This window comes from Paenibacillus sp. EKM206P (assembly GCF_011066155.1).
In the GTDB taxonomy this organism is placed as follows: Bacteria; Bacillota; Bacilli; order Paenibacillales; family Paenibacillaceae; genus Paenibacillus; species Paenibacillus polymyxa_D.
Window position 1 is genome coordinate 275,237 of record NZ_JAAMNQ010000003.1, and the last position, 19,204, is coordinate 294,440.

13 protein-coding genes and 4 pseudogenes are annotated in these 19,204 nt (G+C 41.4%); 7 read left to right on the forward strand and 10 right to left on the reverse strand.

Annotated elements, in window-relative coordinates; all coding sequences use genetic code 11:
* Positions 1-2: 2 nt before the first annotated feature.
* Positions 3-323 carry a hypothetical protein gene (locus G9G53_RS07965; RefSeq protein WP_029517409.1) on the forward strand — a complete coding sequence of 107 codons (321 nt, stop codon included), beginning with the start codon at positions 3-5 and terminating at the stop codon, positions 321-323.
* Between the two features lie 999 nt (positions 324-1,322).
* Here the strand turns inward: G9G53_RS07965 and G9G53_RS26395 are convergent.
* From G9G53_RS26395 to G9G53_RS26400, 6 genes and pseudogenes are all read right to left on the reverse strand, one after another.
* Positions 1,323-1,427, reverse strand: a pseudogene (locus tag G9G53_RS26395) (YjcZ family sporulation protein); the annotation flags it as partial.
* A 139-nt stretch (positions 1,428-1,566) separates the two neighbouring features.
* Positions 1,567-1,665 (reverse strand): IS3 family transposase, encoded by a 99-nt coding sequence (locus G9G53_RS26895; protein ID WP_416145682.1) that lies wholly within the window; start codon positions 1,663-1,665, stop codon positions 1,567-1,569.
* A gap of 441 nt (positions 1,666-2,106) precedes the next feature.
* Positions 2,107-2,496: a hypothetical protein gene (locus G9G53_RS07975; protein WP_039271255.1), complete on the reverse strand. Its 390-nt coding sequence runs from the start codon at positions 2,494-2,496 to the stop codon at positions 2,107-2,109.
* Positions 2,497-2,516: 20 nt separating this feature from the next.
* Positions 2,517-3,653, reverse strand: a complete 1,137-nt coding sequence (locus G9G53_RS07980) for a hypothetical protein (protein WP_165146696.1) — start codon at positions 3,651-3,653, stop codon at positions 2,517-2,519.
* Positions 3,654-3,906: 253 nt separating this feature from the next.
* Positions 3,907-4,710 carry a discoidin domain-containing protein gene (locus G9G53_RS07985; RefSeq protein WP_029517404.1) on the reverse strand — a complete coding sequence of 268 codons (804 nt, stop codon included), beginning with the start codon at positions 4,708-4,710 and terminating at the stop codon, positions 3,907-3,909.
* 170 nt (positions 4,711-4,880) lie between these two features.
* Positions 4,881-5,015, reverse strand: a pseudogene (locus tag G9G53_RS26400) (NucA/NucB deoxyribonuclease domain-containing protein); the annotation flags it as partial.
* 36 nt (positions 5,016-5,051) lie between these two features.
* Between G9G53_RS26400 and G9G53_RS07995 the strand changes: the two are divergent.
* Positions 5,052-5,357 carry a hypothetical protein gene (locus tag G9G53_RS07995; RefSeq protein WP_029517403.1) on the forward strand — a complete coding sequence of 102 codons (306 nt, stop codon included), beginning with the start codon at positions 5,052-5,054 and terminating at the stop codon, positions 5,355-5,357.
* A 1,371-nt stretch (positions 5,358-6,728) separates the two neighbouring features.
* On the opposite strand, the pseudogene G9G53_RS08000 reads toward G9G53_RS07995, so the two are convergent.
* Both G9G53_RS08000 and G9G53_RS08005 read right to left on the reverse strand, forming a co-directional pair.
* Positions 6,729-7,681, reverse strand: a pseudogene (locus tag G9G53_RS08000) (GH25 family lysozyme).
* A complete protein-coding gene (locus G9G53_RS08005) occupies positions 7,659-8,051 on the reverse strand; it encodes a phage holin family protein (RefSeq protein ID WP_238794834.1) in 393 nt (130 codons plus the stop codon). The pseudogene G9G53_RS08000 and the gene G9G53_RS08005 overlap by 23 nt, the downstream one beginning before the upstream one ends.
* Before the next feature lie 623 nt (positions 8,052-8,674).
* Here G9G53_RS08005 and abc-f point away from each other — a divergent pair.
* The 4 genes from abc-f to G9G53_RS08025 all read left to right on the forward strand — a co-directional run bounded on the left by abc-f (position 8,675) and on the right by G9G53_RS08025 (position 15,082).
* Positions 8,675-10,162: a ribosomal protection-like ABC-F family protein gene (gene abc-f / locus G9G53_RS08010; RefSeq protein ID WP_029517849.1), complete on the forward strand. Its 1,488-nt coding sequence runs from the start codon at positions 8,675-8,677 to the stop codon at positions 10,160-10,162.
* 937 nt (positions 10,163-11,099) lie between these two features.
* On the forward strand, positions 11,100-12,716 hold the full coding sequence (locus G9G53_RS08015) for a spore germination protein (RefSeq protein WP_029517851.1): 1,617 nt from the start codon (positions 11,100-11,102) through the stop codon (positions 12,714-12,716).
* Between the two features lie 12 nt (positions 12,717-12,728).
* Complete coding sequence (locus G9G53_RS08020) at positions 12,729-13,955, forward strand: Ger(x)C family spore germination protein (RefSeq protein ID WP_029517852.1); 1,227 nt, start codon at positions 12,729-12,731, stop codon at positions 13,953-13,955.
* A gap of 29 nt (positions 13,956-13,984) precedes the next feature.
* Positions 13,985-15,082, forward strand: coding sequence for a GerAB/ArcD/ProY family transporter (locus tag G9G53_RS08025; protein ID WP_165146704.1), 1,098 nt, complete (start codon positions 13,985-13,987; stop codon positions 15,080-15,082).
* Positions 15,083-15,977: 895 nt separating this feature from the next.
* Here the strand turns inward: G9G53_RS08025 and G9G53_RS08030 are convergent.
* Positions 15,978-16,730, reverse strand: a complete 753-nt coding sequence (locus G9G53_RS08030; protein WP_165146707.1) for a BclA C-terminal domain-containing protein — start codon at positions 16,728-16,730, stop codon at positions 15,978-15,980.
* A 239-nt stretch (positions 16,731-16,969) separates the two neighbouring features.
* Here G9G53_RS08030 and G9G53_RS08035 point away from each other — a divergent pair, with 239 nt between their 5' ends.
* Positions 16,970-17,404 (forward strand): hypothetical protein, encoded by a 435-nt coding sequence (locus G9G53_RS08035; RefSeq protein ID WP_029517855.1) that lies wholly within the window; start codon positions 16,970-16,972, stop codon positions 17,402-17,404.
* Positions 17,405-18,118: 714 nt separating this feature from the next.
* Here G9G53_RS08035 and G9G53_RS08045 read toward each other — a convergent pair.
* Positions 18,119-19,197: pseudogene (locus tag G9G53_RS08045) on the reverse strand (IS3 family transposase).
* Positions 19,198-19,204 lie beyond the last annotated feature (7 nt).

The window sequence follows — 19,204 nt, forward strand, 5'->3', positions numbered from 1 at the left end:
CCATGGCATTTGAAGGTTATAGAGAAGACAAGCGAGGACAATGGTTTGACTGGCCATTCCCCTTGTCGGTATCAATACTGTATGTGGATGCGGATGTAGATGAAACAGAAACGAAATGGTACCTCATTATCGAACAAGAAAAACATTTGATCCGAATTAGGGATGAAAAGCAAATTGAACTGCTTCATCACTGCATGTATGGAATCTTGTTAAATGACGAGAATATCAACTGGATTATTGATAAAAATGGCGGTAGATTTACCTATCACGACAGTGTGCAAGATTTCATCAAATTCCAGAAAGAATACCTGGATATATTTTAAAAACCGTGAACAGTTAAAAGCTCTGCCGACCAATTAAGGTAACAGAGCTTTTCGATTTATTTAGAGTATTCACTTACTTAAATACACTTTTGGAATCAAGCCGACTTTAGAGCAGTGGAAAAGGCTACGATCCGGCGTGGATCAATCGTCGTCAAGTGGTTTGCCGACCGTTAATAGCAGTTTCATAGTCTTAACTTTCACTCGCTAGGTACTAACTTCTCCATATGTATTAGTTGTGATTTCGTACTGGCAAGGTCATTATTGTGAGTTATTGGTACTTTTTGGGCAATTAGTTAAAGCTAAAGCTCACGTATCGTCACAATACATGTATGGACTTTGGCTAGATTTTTTAGAACCCCCACCGTTGTCGTGAAATTCACTATTCTGTACCGTTACGTCGGAAAATCCTTTTATATGGAGCCCCATATTTGTATTTTTAATCTCTATGTTCTTTCTCAAAGAGTACCTTATCGTTCACATAGCTACTACCTTCCAACAGAATACCATAATTTGTAATGCTAACATAACTTGGCACTTTATCAGGCTCGGTTGTTGCTACACCATGCACTGTTAAATTTTTAATAATTACATTCAATGCCCGGTTTGAATTGTTCGAAGTTAAAGCTCCATTATCCCTAGTTAGCATCAATTTGCAGCACTGTAGCCCCCTTACCCACTGTGGTAATAGTAACATTACTCTTTAGATATATTGGTTTTTTGATGCTGCAATTACATTTGTTTACTTCAACCTTCATCCTACCACCTCTTTGAGAATTTTATCTAACAGAAGCCTGATAAGCCAGCAGTGGTCTTGACTCGCTACTGAAAAGATAAAATGAAATACAATAAGCGCAAAACTATTATGGCAGGAATCCACCAAGTATTTGCCGAAAGAGAAGCGAATACGGTGGCTATTGCCAAATAGCTTATGCGCTCAATGGGCTCAACTATTGAATATCCATGAGTGAAATGATATTTTCCAACAGTTCTTTTTACAAACTAAACCCAAAGTGATTTAGTGATGATAACTAAGAGAATAAAGAGCACTAAAATTGCCGCTGTAGAAGTCCATACACCGCCGCCACCTGTATTTTCATAGGCACCCCTCTCTTTTAACCTCCTTTATTTGTCGTTACCTTAATATATGTTTAAATACGTTCTATGATAGGGCATGCAGGTAAATAAAAAAACACTAGCTTAGCTAGTGGTCAAGTCCCCATTTTATAGACACGGAAAAAAGCCCCTAGACTATAAGCTGCTTTCGATATTCTTTCGGAGGCAACTTATTTAACTTTCGTTGTGATCGACTTTGATTATAAAATCGAATATAGTAGCCAGTTATGTGAGTCCTTCATTACTTGTAATTAAAGGAGATGGGAAGATATCTTTCGAATACATCGCTTTAAACATCAATATATCGGTCTATATATCCTGTCCGTATCTGTATCAATCACGAAACCAACCTCTGTGTCATCTTCAAAACGTAATCGATCAAAATTATGAAGTCGACAAAATATATCAGGTAAATCTCTAATATTAAGACTCAGCATTTTTGCTTGTATATACTTTTGATATAGTTCTTCTTGTGTGCATAGGGGACCAGTAATCAAATTCTGAAAAAAGAAACCTTCAATTTTAATAATCATAATATCACCACTGGTGGTAACCATTCTTTATAAATTTAAAATACTTACATAACAATAGCTCAACTAAAGCGCATGTTAAGTTAACCTTTGTGAACAAGTTAAATCTCCCTTGCTACCACATTTGTTTATGATAGCTTCTATTTTTCCGTTAATTTATTAAATATCTCTCTATCTTCGGAAGTAAAGTCAGAAATCCGTTTCTTTTTCACGTATGTGTTGGTACTTGAATCCAATTTGATGAAGCCATTTTCCCCAACCATATATACGATATTTTTTTTTATCTTATATGACACAATATTATCAACAGCTTTTTCCGTTGGAGCAGCAAGATGATTATAAAGTATTAAACAGTTGTCCCGCCCCCCTCTCAAAATTTGAAAAGTCCCGTCACCAAAATATTCTACGGTATCTTTTCCATCTGGGTATTTATAGTTCGTATTATCCGCAAAATTTACTAGAAAAATTATAGTAGTAGTTATAACTAGTAGAGAGACCAAGATCAAAATAAAGATATATCTAAACTTCATCTGCAATTCATACCTCACTTCTAGGCTTTTCTTGTATCAGTTACTGTTACATAAGACGTATACTCATTGAGTGTTCCCCATGATTCCATTATATTTGTTAGATTGGCCGCAGCCCAACCGAGTTTGTTGTTCCCAGTAAACATTCGTTTAAAATTAAACTCGAAATTATATTTATCATAATATATTGTAGTAATTTTCCATTGCCCGTTAACGTAATCCCCATTTATTTCATAATACATGTTGTGAAAAGCATTATATAAATCTCTATCACTTTCTAATTGCGCAGATCCATTATAAGAAAAACTTTTAACTTTTTTACCATTAGCTTTTTTGACTTCATCATTAACTATTGCGATGTGCTCTTTAGATTTTTTAACTTGCTGCGCCTCATATGACCACTCGTTAAAGTGTAAATTTCCTGGTTTGTAGTCAAGTGAATGTTGAAGTAAATGGGCTGTGATGTCTCCGTACTTCTTTCGAGCTATAGGAACAGCTACTAATGTAAATGCTTTACGATCAGGATAATGTATTACAGTATCTGTCGAATCTTTTACCTTCTCTACGCCTCGTACCCAAGTCTTTTCTAGTTCTACCATAGGATTTTCAAACGGAAAAGTAATATTTCCTGCATACACTAACATATTCTTACTATATGCACCTTCCAGTACTTTTTGCGAGACATCAGACTGATCCTTTTCTCTTGTTTCCTTAGGTTCTAACTGAGGACTGTATTGAATTTTTCCCAATTGATCTTCTTTTTGTTTTAGAACGAGTTCAAACTCAAGGATCTCTTTGCTGGTATCAATCTGTTCTTGATACTTTACTACATAAGCGTGTGTAAACGTAATATCTCGGATTGTGTTTTCATTTCTAACGATTTGGATATTACATTTGCGATAGTAATCCTCACTATCAGGTTTATATTCTGTATTTGCCCATGTATACAGCATGTTGGAATTATCCGCATTGTCTATAACTGAAGGAAGCGAATGAAGCGGAATTTTGCTTCCAATATGTAGCGAATGAGCCAAGTTTGGAGACTTAGCTGAAAGGTTTATGGAACTATTATTCTTATAAGTAAAGCCAGTGATTTCACCTTTTACAAACTCAATTGGCTCACCACCGGATTTGCGTTCTATTCTTAATGAAATACTCATTAAAATAATCTCCTTTGTTAAATTAATCTGGTTTTGCAGGAAAAATTTATGAAGACTAATTTCCAAATATTAATATATACGAAAAATATTAAATAGTAAACATATTTTCAACGTGATAAAGGACATCAATTGAGTTTCGTAACCTCGGCAAATTATATGAAGAAGCTAAAACGAAATATAATTCAGCCTAACACAGACCTGTTAGAAACGTTAAAAGCTCTGCCGACCAATTAAGGTTAGCAGAGCTTTTTATTTATTTAGAGTATTCACTTACTTCAAACGTTAGGATACGATCATATAGCATGTAATCCTTACGGCTACTGAATGGGCCTTTATTGTTATCGTGCTTATTGATAGCATATGATGCTGATCCAGAACCAGCCTGCTTGCTTTCGTACCAGGCAATAAAGTCATTGACTTCTTTCATGCTTAGGTCGAATTCCTTTTCCAAACCAGTTGTCATGGTAACTACCAGAATTGTACGATCCCCGTTTGGAGTCGGTTCCTCTGTTCCTGGGTTAGGAGTGGAACTTGATACCTTAGACATCATCTCTAATTCGCCAAGAGTTATATACTGACTTCCATTGTTTGCTGTAATATTAATTCTATAGTCCTTGTATGAATTAGAATTAGAAAAAGTGAATTTTTTTGGAGTGCTATCTACCCATTCAGTGATATTTGACTGAGTGTCAAGCGCGTTCCAAGTAACCCCATCATTTGATCCTTCAAAAGTCCAATCTTTAGGGGCCCGGTCGGTTGCCGTTGTCTGTGGATATATAACGTATTGTTCAATAACTTCAGGTTTAGGAAAGTCATATCTTAACCATGCAGTATTTTCATTAGATCCCCAAGCACTAGAGATAGTAGCAAAATCCCCGTCAAAAGATCTATATGCGTATGAAAATTCGTTGCTCGCACTTGCCACGCCAGATGGCAAATTGTTAGATGTCATTTTAGGAATTAAATTTTCTGAGTACTCTGCTTCAGCTGCAAAGACATTCGATAAGGGTAGAGATAAAAGAACTAAAAATAAAATCGTTATACATGCTTTCTTCATTAAATGATCCTCCAATATGTTTAATAGAACTAAGAATAATTTAATTGAGGAAATGTGTCTAAACATAAACTTGCTTATCTATAAATATGTTCTATATTTTTGCATATTTATTTTTTATTGGGTATTAAAAAGAACTCATTCCAGCTTCTATACTGGTTGAGTCCTTGTTTTTATTTCACGATAAACCTCACTTTGATTCCATCAGCATACTTTTCTAACTGATGACTTACCCATGATCCTGCTCCCCGGTTATCACTAGGGGTTATGTATCTGATATCAGCACCTACGCCACCTTCTCCACACATTCTATCGTCACACTAAAAAAAGAGAAAACAACTTCAATGTCCAGCAGTAATGATAAGCTGCTCCTCATAACCACTCGTTTCATTAATCACGGCAATCCCGAGTATAGTCTGGTTGATATTGCAACAGGTAAGCGCACCAAAATAAAGTTGCCTATTTTATCCCGCCAATTTGTCTATATGTCCCCGGACGGCAAGGGTATCTATTATTTGGGTAGCGCCTCTGAGAAAAATGAGGAGGACGGACGAGGCGTATATTATTATGATTTCACATCGAAAATTCAAACCCCCATTTTCATACAAAAAGAGGGTTTTATCCATAACTTCATACTGCTGAACAAGTAATTATTCTGTTGAACTATGCCAAAAATCCGGAAAGAAGTTTACGCTTTCTCTCCGGCTTTCTTTATCTGATTCCAATCACTAAACCTATTGCGTAACTTCTCCCACAGTCGCACCTTTGAGCACTCTTCTCTTACTAGCTTGGCCAGTAGAGCTTTTAGTGTTTACTTTGAAATTGTATCCGATTAGTCTATTCGGTAGTAACAGTCATTTGATCGGGTGTTTTTGGCGCAGTAATAGGGGCAGGAGCAGGGCTTATTGCACAAATCCTTAAAAACCAAGATAAGGGCAAAGGAATTACGATTAACTTGATGCGTACAGGATATTCCATCACAAACAACTCTTAATTCCCATCTTTAACAGCCCCCATCGGAGTACAAGATAGGCATAATGAGTAAAGGGAGCTGATATTATCTATAATTCATTCACTTCAATATTTTTCGTTGTACTTGCTATAATAATTACAATACGAAAATTGGAGCCTCGGATAAGTAAAAGCACAATGTTGAAAGTGAGAATTGCAATAACAACAACAGTCCTGCTTGTCGGAGTCGTGTTGTATATAATTGACCCTCAGTGGTGGATCGTGATTGCTTTTGCAATATTTTTCTGTATACTGCTTGTTATGCTTTTTGTGATTTTTTTGAAAAGACGTAGTAAATCACATTGATTTATGATTTGCATGCTCAGCGTTTAACAAGAGCCTTCCTTAAATGGAGGGCTTTTATATTACATACCAAATCTTATGGGTACATCCTATATGAGCAAAAACAAAAAAAGCCCCACCAGCCGAAACCAGCAGGGCATTAGTTTTTTAGATTTACTCCGTAATGACTGGAGTTTGTACGGAATCTACTAATGCAGAAATAGGCTCGGGTGCAGATTGAACCTGAGCGTCTGGCATTACCTCAGCCGTAGCCTGTGCCAAGAAATCATTAAGCTTTGCAGCCAGATCCGATACAGCTTCCTTAGCTGCTACTTGTGCCGCTTCCTCATTTGGCTGTGCTTCATAGCGAGTACCGCTTTTGTTTTAGCCTTATACTCCAGATATGCCTTCTCAATTGCTGCTTGTAACTCCGTAGACGATACACAATGCCCTGTTCCGTAAGCCGTAAGGATGCATACTGTAAAGCCTCATGCATCTTATGAACCCCACCAGCATCTTTAAACGTAGTCTGAGCAAATGCAAAAGCCTCTCCTGCTACTTTATGGATTACCTCACGTTGTGCTGCCGTTGTACGCGCTTCTAGCCACACGTTAACCTTAGTCTTGAGTTTATTCAGACCTCCTAAAACAAATGCTGTAAGCACACCCGCAGCGGCTGTGACAATGGTATTTACATAGGCTGTACAGTTTCGATAATTGTTTGCATGATTACTTTTCCCCTTTCGTTTTCAACGATGCGATTTTATTTTTTGAATCCCAGGACACTACAGCACCGTATGCCGCCGCAACGGGTCTGAGCTGCACGTATGCCACTCCTTCGACCAGTTGGATAAATTGCAGCTTGGCTCCATTTAAATAAGCGACCTTGAGACTGGTGTCCCAATGACACGATAAGCCTAACACAGTAGCAAGCACACGCAGCGGAACATACGTCCTGCCACTATAGAGCAGCGTCTTCCCTACACCTGTTTGCCATTTACGACGAACGTACCGGACGTGACTGTCTCCGGCTGCTCAGGGCGCTTTGTGAAACGTTCACGCAGCTCGTCCGCCGTACCATCATACTCATTCATATCCACGTTCCCTTTTATCCCTGCTACCTTGCCGCTGTCGCTGTATTGCCAAATATCCCAACGTTTCCACGTCACTGTGTCGCTTGGGACACGAGTATCACTGTACCGAGCTATCCATAATGGGTAACCACCCAAAGAGGCGTTAAAATTCGCTGCAAATGCATTACCTGTATAGACAATGGGCTTGCGTCCTGTAAGTCGCTCCAGTTCGAGAAGAAAAGCCAAAGCTACAGCGCTAATAAGCGTTTTGGACAGGTTACCGGGATTATTTTCATAATCCATTACAGGCGGCAAGTCTAGCGTTTTCCCACCACCTACCTGTTCCAATACTTCGGCAAAATGCCGCGCTTCCGCTTTAGCTGCCTCAACAGTGGTGGCATCTAAAAAGTGGTATGCACCCGGCAATACCCCGACTGCTCTGGCTCCTTTTGCATTCGTGGTGAATGTAGGATCAACGTAACGTTGCCCCTGGCTGGCGTTAATAAAAGCAAAAGATATACCATCTGCCTTGACCGCCTTCCAATCAATCTTTCCTTGATAACGGGATACGTCGATCCCTCTTGCATTACGGCTGTTTCGTCGTTGCATCCTCTTTCTCTCCTTCCTTACCACCTTTACTTTTCAAAACTTCTACGGCCTGTCGGATCACAGGCGGGATAGGAGCGCCGAGTCTGCCGCCATTCTCCAAAATGGACAGCAGTTCATTTGCCATATAAAAATAGGCGACCGCATCCCGGAAAAGGTGCGAATCGCCTAAGACTCCATTGATTAGATGAGATACAGCAACTATTGTAAAAATAAATACCTCTCGAGCGATACCGATAAGACCAATCTTGCTTTTTAAGCCGGGTCCGGTTCCCTTCTTACCTTCTGCGCCAGCGGCAAATAATCTGGTCACATAATCAATAATGACCAGCGCGAGCAACACCCCCAATACTATATACAATCCTTTAAGTATTTTTCTTTCCGGCGTGCTGGCTGTGAAGCAATGACAGCAGAAATGACTAACAGTCAATTCTTCAACTGGTCTTGTTAAATCCAGTTGTATATATCCATGTTGACTTTATTTTTGCCATGGGTTTCATCACCTCCTCAAGACGCAAAATAAGGCCCTGAGTTATCAGAGACTTCCATACTTAAATATTAAATTGGTTCTGCTGCTATAACGCTAGGTATTTTAAAAACCCATATGTTATCAACCTAATACGAACGAGCAGGATAGTTGAATAACAGGAATTGATCTAAGGAGCATGTCGAACTACGCGAGGCTTCAGCCTAACAGGGCTACGCAGGTTGTAGTTAAATTACTATTGTGATAAACTGGATGTAATTTGATGACGGGAGTTGAACGGATACATGTAGAACTTTCTTGCTTTGAGATCACGAAAAGAACGGACTCAGCGATCGGCTGTGGTCGTTTTATTCATCTCTGCAAGAAAGGTCTACGTTTCGTTTGCGCTCCCTCTCCGGACAGTCATACGGCCCCTTGAAATGGGGCCGTATTTCCTCGTATGGATTAGAGCCGCAAGATAGCACCTTTCTTGCGGCTCTTTTTTATTTCCAAACGAAAGGATGACTGCCATGCCCGCCATTCAGGTAACCAATCTTACTTTTGCCTATCCAGGCAGCTATGACCCCATATTCGAAAATGTTCATTTTCAAATTGATACAGACTGGAAGTTGGGCTTTACGGGGCGAAACGGTCGGGGGAAAACGACATTCTTAAACCTGTTGCAGGAGAAATACGAATACAGCGGTACGATCTCCACACCAGTCGTCTTTGATTATTTTCCGTTTCCCGTCGAGCACCCGGAGTATTTGACCTTAGACGTCGTCGAAGAGATCGTGCCAAGCTATGAGAGCTGGAAGTTGATGCGCGAACTGAACCTGCTTAAGATTTCAGAAGACGTGTTGTACCGGCCATTCGAATCGCTGTCCCAAGGGGAACAGACGAAGGTATTGCTGGCCGTGCTATTCATCCAAGACAATCGATTTCTGCTCATCGACGAACCGACCAATCATCTCGACTTGCACGCACGCAAGCTTGTCGCCGATTATCTGAATACGAAGCGCGGTTTTATTCTTGTTTCACACGACCGGGCTTTTCTCGACCGCTGCGTGGATCATATTCTATCGATCAACAAAACGAATATCGAAATCCAAAAAGGCAACTTCTCCAGTTGGTGGACGAACAAAACTCGCCAAGATACGTTCGAAATGGCACAAAACGAAAAGCTGTACAAAGACATACAGCGTTTATCTGCTTCTGCTAAACGTACTAGCGGCTGGTCTTTCGAGACCGAAAAATCGAAGAACGGCACACGAAACTCCGGCTCCAAGCTTGACAAGGGATACGTCGGGCATAAGGCAGCGAAAATGATGAAACGCTCGAAATCCATCGAACAGCGGCAACACGCCGCTTTAGAGGAAAAATCGAAATTGCTCCGAAATATCGAACAGTCAGAAAGCCTTGCGATCTCTCAGCTCGTGTATCCCAAATCGGAACTGGCTATGCTGGATCACGTCACGATTTACTACGGGGAAAGAGCGGTTTGCAAGAACATTTGTCTGACGATCGAACCAGGAGATCGGATTGCAATTTCAGGTCCAAATGGTTCAGGTAAGTCTAGCTTGCTTCGCCTGCTGAACGATGAGACGCTACATTATACAGGTACGTTTCAGCGGGAGCCGCAGCTTCGCGTTTCCTATGTATCCCAGAATACTTCTCATCTGCGAGGAACGCTTTCCGATTATGCAGCAGAGCACAGAATTGACGAAAGCTTATTTAAGGCCGTGTTACGTAAGCTAGATTTCGCCCGCATCCAGTTTGAGAAGGATATATCGGCGTTTAGCGGCGGGCAGAAGAAGAAGGTTCTAATCGCGAGAAGCCTATGTGAGGAGGCTCATCTGCATATTTGGGACGAACCGCTCAACTTTATCGACGTGATTTCCCGGATGCAAATTGAGGAGCTGTTGCTTGAGTACACGCCGACCATTGTATTCGTGGAACATGATCGGGAATTTCATGACCGTGTCGCCACGAAAACGATTGAACTCGGTGGAGATTAGAAATTTACAAAGTGACTTGGAGTAAGACATGATTTAAACGGCAGAAAGCTTTGCACAACAACTTTTATGAAAAGGGAAGCGATTGAACTTAAGGGACACGAGAGTTCAATAGAACATCGGCAGTCTAGGATTTTATTTTATTTTCTTATCCATGGCTGCCGATTCTTTCTATTGGGGGCATTCTAATAGTTATTTCACTAAGACTGAGAGCTATATTATTCTACAGCGGGTTTTGCTTCCATAATATCGTCTCCCCTTATAAAAGAGTAAAAACCTCTCCAAACTGAAGCGACCCCTGTCAAGTGGATAGCTATCAAAAAGCAATATTTAAGTGCTCTGCCTCCCTCACGGTAGCCAACGAAAAATGACATCTGGCAAGAATATCTTTAAATGGTGATTTCCGGAGGACTTTTTTGTGCTTTAAATAACTTCGCAAGTGCTCCTCTTATGAGCCAGATGCTTCATTTGATTTTAATTCATTCTTTGCAACATGTATTAGAGCAGCCAACGATGTGAAAATCCACTTTTCCCGATGCCAGAGCATTTGCGCAGAAAATGATATATCCGGTAAATCCTATGGTAAAGCAACCAAATTTGTTCTCTGTGAAAGTCATCAACAATCAATGAGGAACGAGATGCCAGCAGATGATCTGGAGATACCACCATTCGAAATGACTCATCTTTTAAAAACTCTGAATGAAGGTCTTTGGCTACAACGAATCCATCCAATACAAAAACGACATCCGCAAGCCCTTCTCTTAGACTGTGTCTATACCGGCCAACAATTTTTGCCGTATGCCACTAAAAAAGCTTCTACTATTGTAAACATAGTTGAAATAAATTGATATAAAAACATCTTTTGGAAGGTGTGTACATATAAATCGTGGAATAGCAACATATTACAGTTAACCGCTATCTAGAAGGGAACTGTATTGCTATGGTTGACAAGTTAAAAAAATGGCTGTTTAAGCAGCCTTCACGATCTAAAAATGGCACGAGCTCTGAACCAGTTAATGATAAAAAATCGACTGAGTTATCCAAGGAACTGAGTGGCACGCTTAAGGACAACGTGACCTTGCTGAAGCAGGAAATAGGACATAGCACGGATTTCATTCTTCGTTGTTTGAACGATAAACAGGGCAATCCGGTTCTCGCTGTAGGTTTTCTTCAAGGCCTGATTGATCAGCAAATTTTAACGACACTGCTGGAGGAACTTACTGCAGGTATTCGAAATGGGGATCTCTCCGATCGTAATGTTGAAAGTTGGTTGATGGATCGTATTCCTATTGGGGGCATCACTTGCCTTAAAAATGAGAAAGCACTTATCCATGCCGTTCTTTATGGACAGGTGGTTCTCCTTGTCGAAGGCAGCACCAAGGCCTTTGCTGCTTCTATGAGCGGGGGGGCTAAAAGAGCGGTTGAGGAGCCAACATCGCAGACAGTAATTCGCGGTCCTAAAGAGGGGTTTACAGAGGATATATCCACCAATATCGCACTCCTCCGGAGAAGGATCAAATCAACTGAACTCCACTTTGATTCTCGAATTATCGGATCATACACGCAGACGAAGGTATCGGTGGCATATATTCGAGGCATTGCAGATCCAGAGGTGGTTAAGGAAATCTCCAGACGATTAGATTCCATTAACACGGACAGTATTCTCGAAAGTGGATATATCGAGGAATTTATTCAAGATGGGGTATGGACCCCCTTTCCAACCATATATAACACTGAGCGCCCGGATACTGTAGCAGGCAGCTTGCTTGAGGGGTTAGTAGCGATATTGGTTGATGGGACTCCATTTGTATTGATTGCTCCTGTAACCTTTTTTCGGTTCATCGCATCCAGTGAAGACTACTACCAACGTTATGATCTGGCATCTTTTCTTCGAATCGTTCGAATGGCATCCTTTTTCTTGGCATTGCTATTACCCTCATTCTTTATTGCAACAACAACGTTTCACCAGGAAATGCTACCTACAACAATGCTCATCACTTTGGCTGCGCAGAGAGAGAATACACCATTGCCAGCCCTGCTTGAAGCAATGCTAATGGAGCTGACCTTTGAGGTTATTCGCGAAGCAGGAGTACGAATGCCGCGCGCCGTAGGGCCTGCAATCTCTATCGTTGGGGCATTGGTTCTTGGACAAGCTGCTGTACAGGCGGGATTGGTTTCTGCAGCTATGGTGATTGTGGTTTCATTCACAGCTATCTGCAACTTTGTACTACCTGCGATCAATATGGCGGGGGCTGTTCGTTTGCTCAGATTTGGACTAATGCTGTTAGCGGGTTTATTTGGATTATACGGCGTTTTGGCGGGCTTGGTTCCCATCCTCGTTCGATTAGTATCTGTGAATTCGTTCGGCGTTCCTTATATGATGCCGCTCGCACCTTTCTATACGAGCAATATGAAAGACCTGTTTGTGCGTGTACCTTGGTGGAAGATGAAGAAACGGCCGAAAATGATTGGGGATGTCAATCCAGTAAGACAGGCAACGGAACAGGAATCATTTGCAGAACAAGCGGGGGAACACAGCCGAGATCCCATGGCGTAAGGAGGAACCGATATGTCCCAATTAGGTAGATTTATTTTGGCCTTGGTCATATTATTCATTTTGGCGGGTTGCTGGAACCGAGTCGAACTGAATGAGCTGTGGGTAACTGCGGCTACAGGAGTAGATATGATGGACGACGGACAGTGGATGATGTCCTATCAGATTATTATTCCCTCCGCCCTTGCAAGTGGTACCGGAGGAGGAACGGGAGGGTCTTCTCAACCGGCATCCCATGTATTCTCAGTAAAGTCCAAAACCTATAACCAGGCGTTATCGTACAGCAATTTAAAAACATCAAGACAAATCTACATAGCACATAATCGTGTTGTATTTATCGGTAAGAGAGCGGCTGAGAAAGGAATGGACCGTTTAATTGATTTTTATCTTCGTAATACGGAAGCAAGGGAGATGGTAACTATGATTGTAACGGACGGCTTAGCATCCGATCTATTAAAGAAATTACTGCCGCCTGAAAAACTTCAAGGCGTCGCCATGGCTGAATTAGTCGACAAAGAGAGTGATATTTTATCGGTGTTTCCGAAAGTTAGGGTTTATGATTTCGTATTAAGCATGAACTCGGATTCCAAATCTATTGGAGTACCGGTCGCCGAGTTGACCGGAGAAGGGGACTATCAGGATGTGAAGGAAGCAGAGAGTCTGGATGTCTTCAAAAAAACCTCGGCCCCGCTCAAACTGGCATTGACTAAATTGGCGGTATTCCAAAAAGGAAAGCTCAAAGGGTTTCTCAACAAGGAAGAGAGTCTGGGTGTATCTTATCTGTCTCAAAAGATTAACAACAGCGAAATTTCGTTCCCATGCAGCAAACAGCCCGGTAGGGAAATGTACTCTTCCATACTAGTAAACTCTGCTAATGTAAAGCTTACACCCAGAAAAACCAGTTCTCATTACACTATGCAGGTTGGAGTGAAAATTAATGGGACTTTAAATGAAACTACATGCACTAAGGATATTTCCAAGACGAAGACCATACATGATCTGGAAGAAGAGATTGCAAAAGAAGTGACCAGTACGATAAATAAGGGCTGGGCTAAACTTCAGGAACTTGGTGTAGACGCAACTGGTTTTGCTGACCGGATTCACCGGAGGTTCCCAAGGGAGTGGGGAACGGTGAAAAAAGACTGGGATCAGGAATTCAAGAAGATAGAACTGGACATTCGAGTGGATGCACGGATTCAGCGTCCTGGCCTCCTACAGAAGCATATCGGAAGTCAAACCTAACCCATTTTGTATAAAGGGGCTTAAAAAGTATGAATAAAACCGTCACCAGGGTATCCGGGTTAGCTATCGCTTTTTCCTTGTTTCAGGTTGGCAGTACAACCTTATTCCTCTTGGGAGCTACAGCCAAGCAGGATGCATGGCTAGCCATGCTGATCGGCGCACTTGTAGGCTTCGTCTTGCTAATCATGTATTTATACATGCATAAACTTGATCCACATCGAGATTTGTACGAGCTCCTATGCCGTTATTGGGGAAAATGGATAGGTAGTCTGGGTGGTCTTCTGTTCATCAGTTACTTTGCTTATGAAGCTTCCAGGAGTGTCAGGGACATTGGTGAGCTCGGCGCATTGACATTACTTAACAGAACTCCTACCGAAGTTATTACGTTTATAGCGTTAATTGTCTGTGCCGATGTAGTGTGGTTTGGACCGAGGGTCTGGTTCCTTCTATGTCATATCTTCCTTCTTCTATTGGTTTTTGGTTATGGCATTTTATTATTGCTTACTCCTTTTACAGGACTCATTCACTTTGAATTTTTATTTCCTGTATTGGAGAATGGTCTAACTCCCGTAGTGAAGGCTGCCATTCCCGAGATCGTGTCTTTTCCCTTCGGGCAGACGGTTCTTTTTCTTGTGCTGTTCAAGATTGTTACGGATAAACGTAAATTACAGCGGTCAATCGTCATTGTTTACTGGATCACTGCTGTGTTCCTCATTGTAATGAATGAACTAACAATCCTGGTTTTAGGTCCGGAATGGGCAGCATCAAGCACCTATCCCTTATTTGAGGTTACACAACTAATTCAGCTACCGAAGATCGTTGAGAGAGCTGATGTCCTGTTTTCGATGATTCTATTTATTGGAATCGGAATCAAAACGGCTGGTTTTATGTTTGGTGCCGTCATTGGGCTTCAAACGATAACCCCCTTTAGATATAAGCCTGCTTTACTGTTGCTAAGTATCATCATATACGCCCTTACGTTTCTCTCCTCTAGGTTAACCGAATTTTTGTGGTTCGGTCTTCATGTAGCCTTGGTTCGAGTTTGGCCTATCTTTCAGATTGCTCTGCCTGTCCTCCTTTTCCTGACCATGCTAATTCGGAAGAAAAAGAGAAGGACTTATAGTTAGCTATAGCCTTCTCAACACTGTCTAATTTCTTCTTTGTCTTAGCCACATTGGATTCTCTAATGACTAATGTTGAAGAACTTACTGATGTTTTCGACAATTTGTCAGCAATCTTTAGCTTCATGATTCGATTGCCTTTGCTGTTTTACTATGCTGTGCCTTTACGCTTACCACTATGGCATTTTCAGAAAGAGAATTTCCATTTACCTTGAAGGTGTCTTGGTTTATCTCACCAATGGGCCATATCCCCTAGAGCCCCAAGGGGTTTCACTATTTAGTAAAGTACAGATATTGATCACGTTCCCACTGGTGAACTTGTGTGCGATACAGATACAAGTAGCTCCGGCAAATCTCCATTAGTGTGATTCAGGTCAATTATTTACGCCCGCTGATGCTTTTTTGACAGCCAGTTAAAAATGCCTCACTGATTGGAGTTACTTGGAACTGTTCGCCCTACCAATGTCCATCTTTGACGCTAACCGATGCCGGATGGACTACATTCGCAAACTACTATAAATACAGAATAACGTCTGACTTATCCAGATTTACTATTGATCTTCGTGCGAATAAATTTCTTTTTTAAATGCCACAACAAAAAGAAGGTAGGAAAAGTTTCCTAACCTTCTTAGCATTCATATTTCAATGTTTGAATAATATCATTGTTTTTTTACAATGTTACTGCGGATTTACCATTTTAACTTTAAAGATAGGCTTTGGAGTAGTGATAGTGTTTAATGGATCTTATTACTGCCACTACGTTCTCTTGCCATGCTATACAATCCCTCCCCCATAAATTCGTCTGCTTACTATAAGTGAATTAGACAAACTGACGATATGAAATCGTACAGTCTTTTCTAAAGCGGCTACATATAATGTTCTATATATCATTAAAAATGGCTTAAACGGTCAACTTTAATATAGTAAGAGTAGTATTGGTAAAGTTATGAAGTTGGGCTGGGGTTGCATTTGCATTTACCAATTGAATAGTTGTAGGAACGACCCCTACAGTAATAATGACTTCTGCCGAAATTGGTCCGCCACCGTTACCCGTGAAGGGAACAGGAGTAACAGGGATTCCATTTACGGTAAGGTTAAAGGCAGCATCACCTTGGTTATGAATTGTAAAATCTATTAGATAGCTTCCCGTTTCGTTGATTGTTATCGTTGTAGATGGAGGAGTGAAAGTAAATGCACCACCAACATTAGCCAAAACTCCAGTAAAGGTAATTGGTGAGTTACCCGGAACTGTGTCCGTTCCCGTACCAGGATCTGCTCGGAAGACACTTAAGAAGTCTGATATCCCGCCGCCTGCTGGCCCTGCTGGCCCTGCTGCCCCCGTTGCTCCTGCGGGTCCTACCGCTCCTGCCGGTCCCACTGGTCCTGCTGGCCCCACTGCTCCTGCTGGCCCTACTGCTCCTGCGGGTCCTGTTGGTCCGGGAATTCCTTGAAAACCTTGTAGCCCTTGCTGGCCTTGAGCACCTGGAACTCCCTGTGGACCCGGCAGTCCCTGCGCTCCCTGCGGTCCCTGAGGTCCTTGAGGTCCTCGGATCCCTTTAACAATAACTTTCGGTAAAACTTTGACTTTTTTAACTACACATCTTCTAAATTTTCTCCGATGCATTTTCTTTTGCCAATAATAATGTCTAAACATAATTAATGATCACCTCCAAAGTCTAGTCAAAGTAGCTTATTGTGCAATTAACCAAAAAGATTGGGCTGTTGACTTGATCTTGGGAAAATAGGCATAGGTCTGACCCTATCGTGTTAGATTATTACTGCTTATCCTTCTAAAGCTTAATAGCCCTACTATCAACCGATCCAGCCCCTGCACAGTATGTATCTTTCTATTTCCAGCTTGCAAAATCTTTACCCAAAAAAGGAGATGAGATAATGACTAGATTGTTAGATGCTCGAACATCTCAAAACGCAAGTTACGGTAATACGATCTCAATCTCCATGCCAGCCAATACTCCTGTTGCCATCGCAGAGCTTGGCTTAGACGTGACGGGCGCTGGGGAAAATATGCGTGTACAATTATCAGGGATTGCTGAGCTTTCATTTCCCACTACTCCACCTTTTGACTCCGTTATTGCTATTTCTATTGTTAGAGGCACTCTCGACTCTCCTGTTGCATACGCCCTTTACTCTGTTAGTGTCTCCGAAGCAAACCCAAACGCTGTACAGGTCGTTACCATTAATGCATCCGATTACAATGTCCCTCTACCACCATCAAATGAATTGGTGTATACCTTATATTTATTTTGCACAGCGGATGCCACCCGAATAGGAATAGAAAGTTTTAATGCGGTTGCCTATTCAGATTAAAATTACACCATCATATGGAGGGCAAAGCCCTCTTTTTTTTCCATCTGTCCTTGAGGGACGACACTTTCCATCTGTCGTTCTTTTTTTGGTATAGTTTACTTAAGGAGTTGATCAAATGGGATTCATGCTTATTTTTATTGCGATTATTTTTTTCTCACTTGGTATTTTGAGTAAATGAAACCCCACTTGAGGATGGCGTGCAAACGAAGCCTGGAAGATCAAAGGTGACTCAGAACCAAGCGACGCTTACATTGACGGCATGAAATTTAGAGGCTCTGTATCTATACTCTTTGGGTCCTTCTTTTAAGTATGTGGACTTTTGGTTATCTTCCTATAAGTTCCACTACTTGTTACCAATCACCAAAATACCATATCGAAACGGAATTTGCTGTTTGGCTGATGCTCCTCAAATATCATTTAGCATATTTTCAAAACAGAAATCTGTCTCTCATCCAAAGCTTCCAGTAATCGATTTTCCTTAATCTTCTGAGACCGACCTGCCGCTGTAGTAAGCTGTAGTAAGTAGTAAAGATCATTTTTCTCGCATAGTATTTAGTCATCAAACCAGCCATCCTATAAGGAAGAACAATGTAAAACTCGACTCGTCACTCTTGAGAGTGAGTGGTTTAGAAGTGCCAGTATACCCGGGTGTAATGACTTGTTTTCTTTCTAAGTCTTCAAGGCATCCAACACATATGGATTGTCAACACTAAACTAGACAATTTTTTTGTGGTGTCTCTGCTTGAACTCAGCTGGACTCAAGTAATCCAGAGAACCGTGAATCCGAATATGGTTAAACCAGTGTACATAGCCATGTAATTCTGTGGTTAGCTCAGCAAGACTTTCAAAATGACGTTTCTTCACAAATTCCGTTTTGAAAATTTTAAAAGTAGCTTCCGCAACGGCATTGTCATAGGGACAGCACTTCATGCTCAAAGAACGCTCAATCTGAAAAGCCTTTAGCGCATCGTCGATGAGCTTATTCTTGAATTCATTGCCTCGGTCGGTATGGAAGAGTTGAATGTCATTCAGGTTGCCCTTAATTGAAGCCAAAGCACGGTAAACCAGCTTGGCCTCCTTGTGAGGGCCTGCACTGTAGCCAATAATCTCGCGGTTAAACAGAACTACAAAGAAGCATACGTAGTTCCAATATTAACCCACTCGGACGTACGTCAGATCGCTTACGACGACAGACAACGCTTGCTCTTGTTCAAATTTCCGGTCCAGTACATTCGCTTGCTTGGCTTCATTGCATCTCGTGGGATGAGGCTTGTACTGAGCAACCGTATACGAGGAAACCACCCCGTATTCCTTCATGATTCGTCCAATACTCCGCCTGAATACCGTAGAGCCTTGCTGGTGTAACGCTTTTTTGATCTTACGCGTACCGTAGTTTTGACGGCTGCTTTGAAAAATGTCCATAATCAGGGAGGGAAGCTCACCCTCCGATGTCACTTCTACTTTGTTTTCTTCATAATAATAGGTGCTTCTCGGGAGTTTTAGGACGTCGCACATTGCTGATACCGAGTATTTATGTTTATTCTGGCGAATGACATTTACTTTCGTCCCATGATCAGCGCGGCTTGCTTTAATATGTCATTCTCCATGAGCAGTTGCTTGTTCTGTTTTCGAAGTTCGAGCAGTTCTAATTCCTCTGGAATCCGGTTGTCTTTCTCTTTGAAGGATCCAGATGTGGAACTCTGTTTCACCCATTTATCCAACGATGAAGGATTCAAATCATATTCTTGAATGATATCCTTTCGTGCTTTGCCACTTTGATAGAGCTGAACCATCTACGCT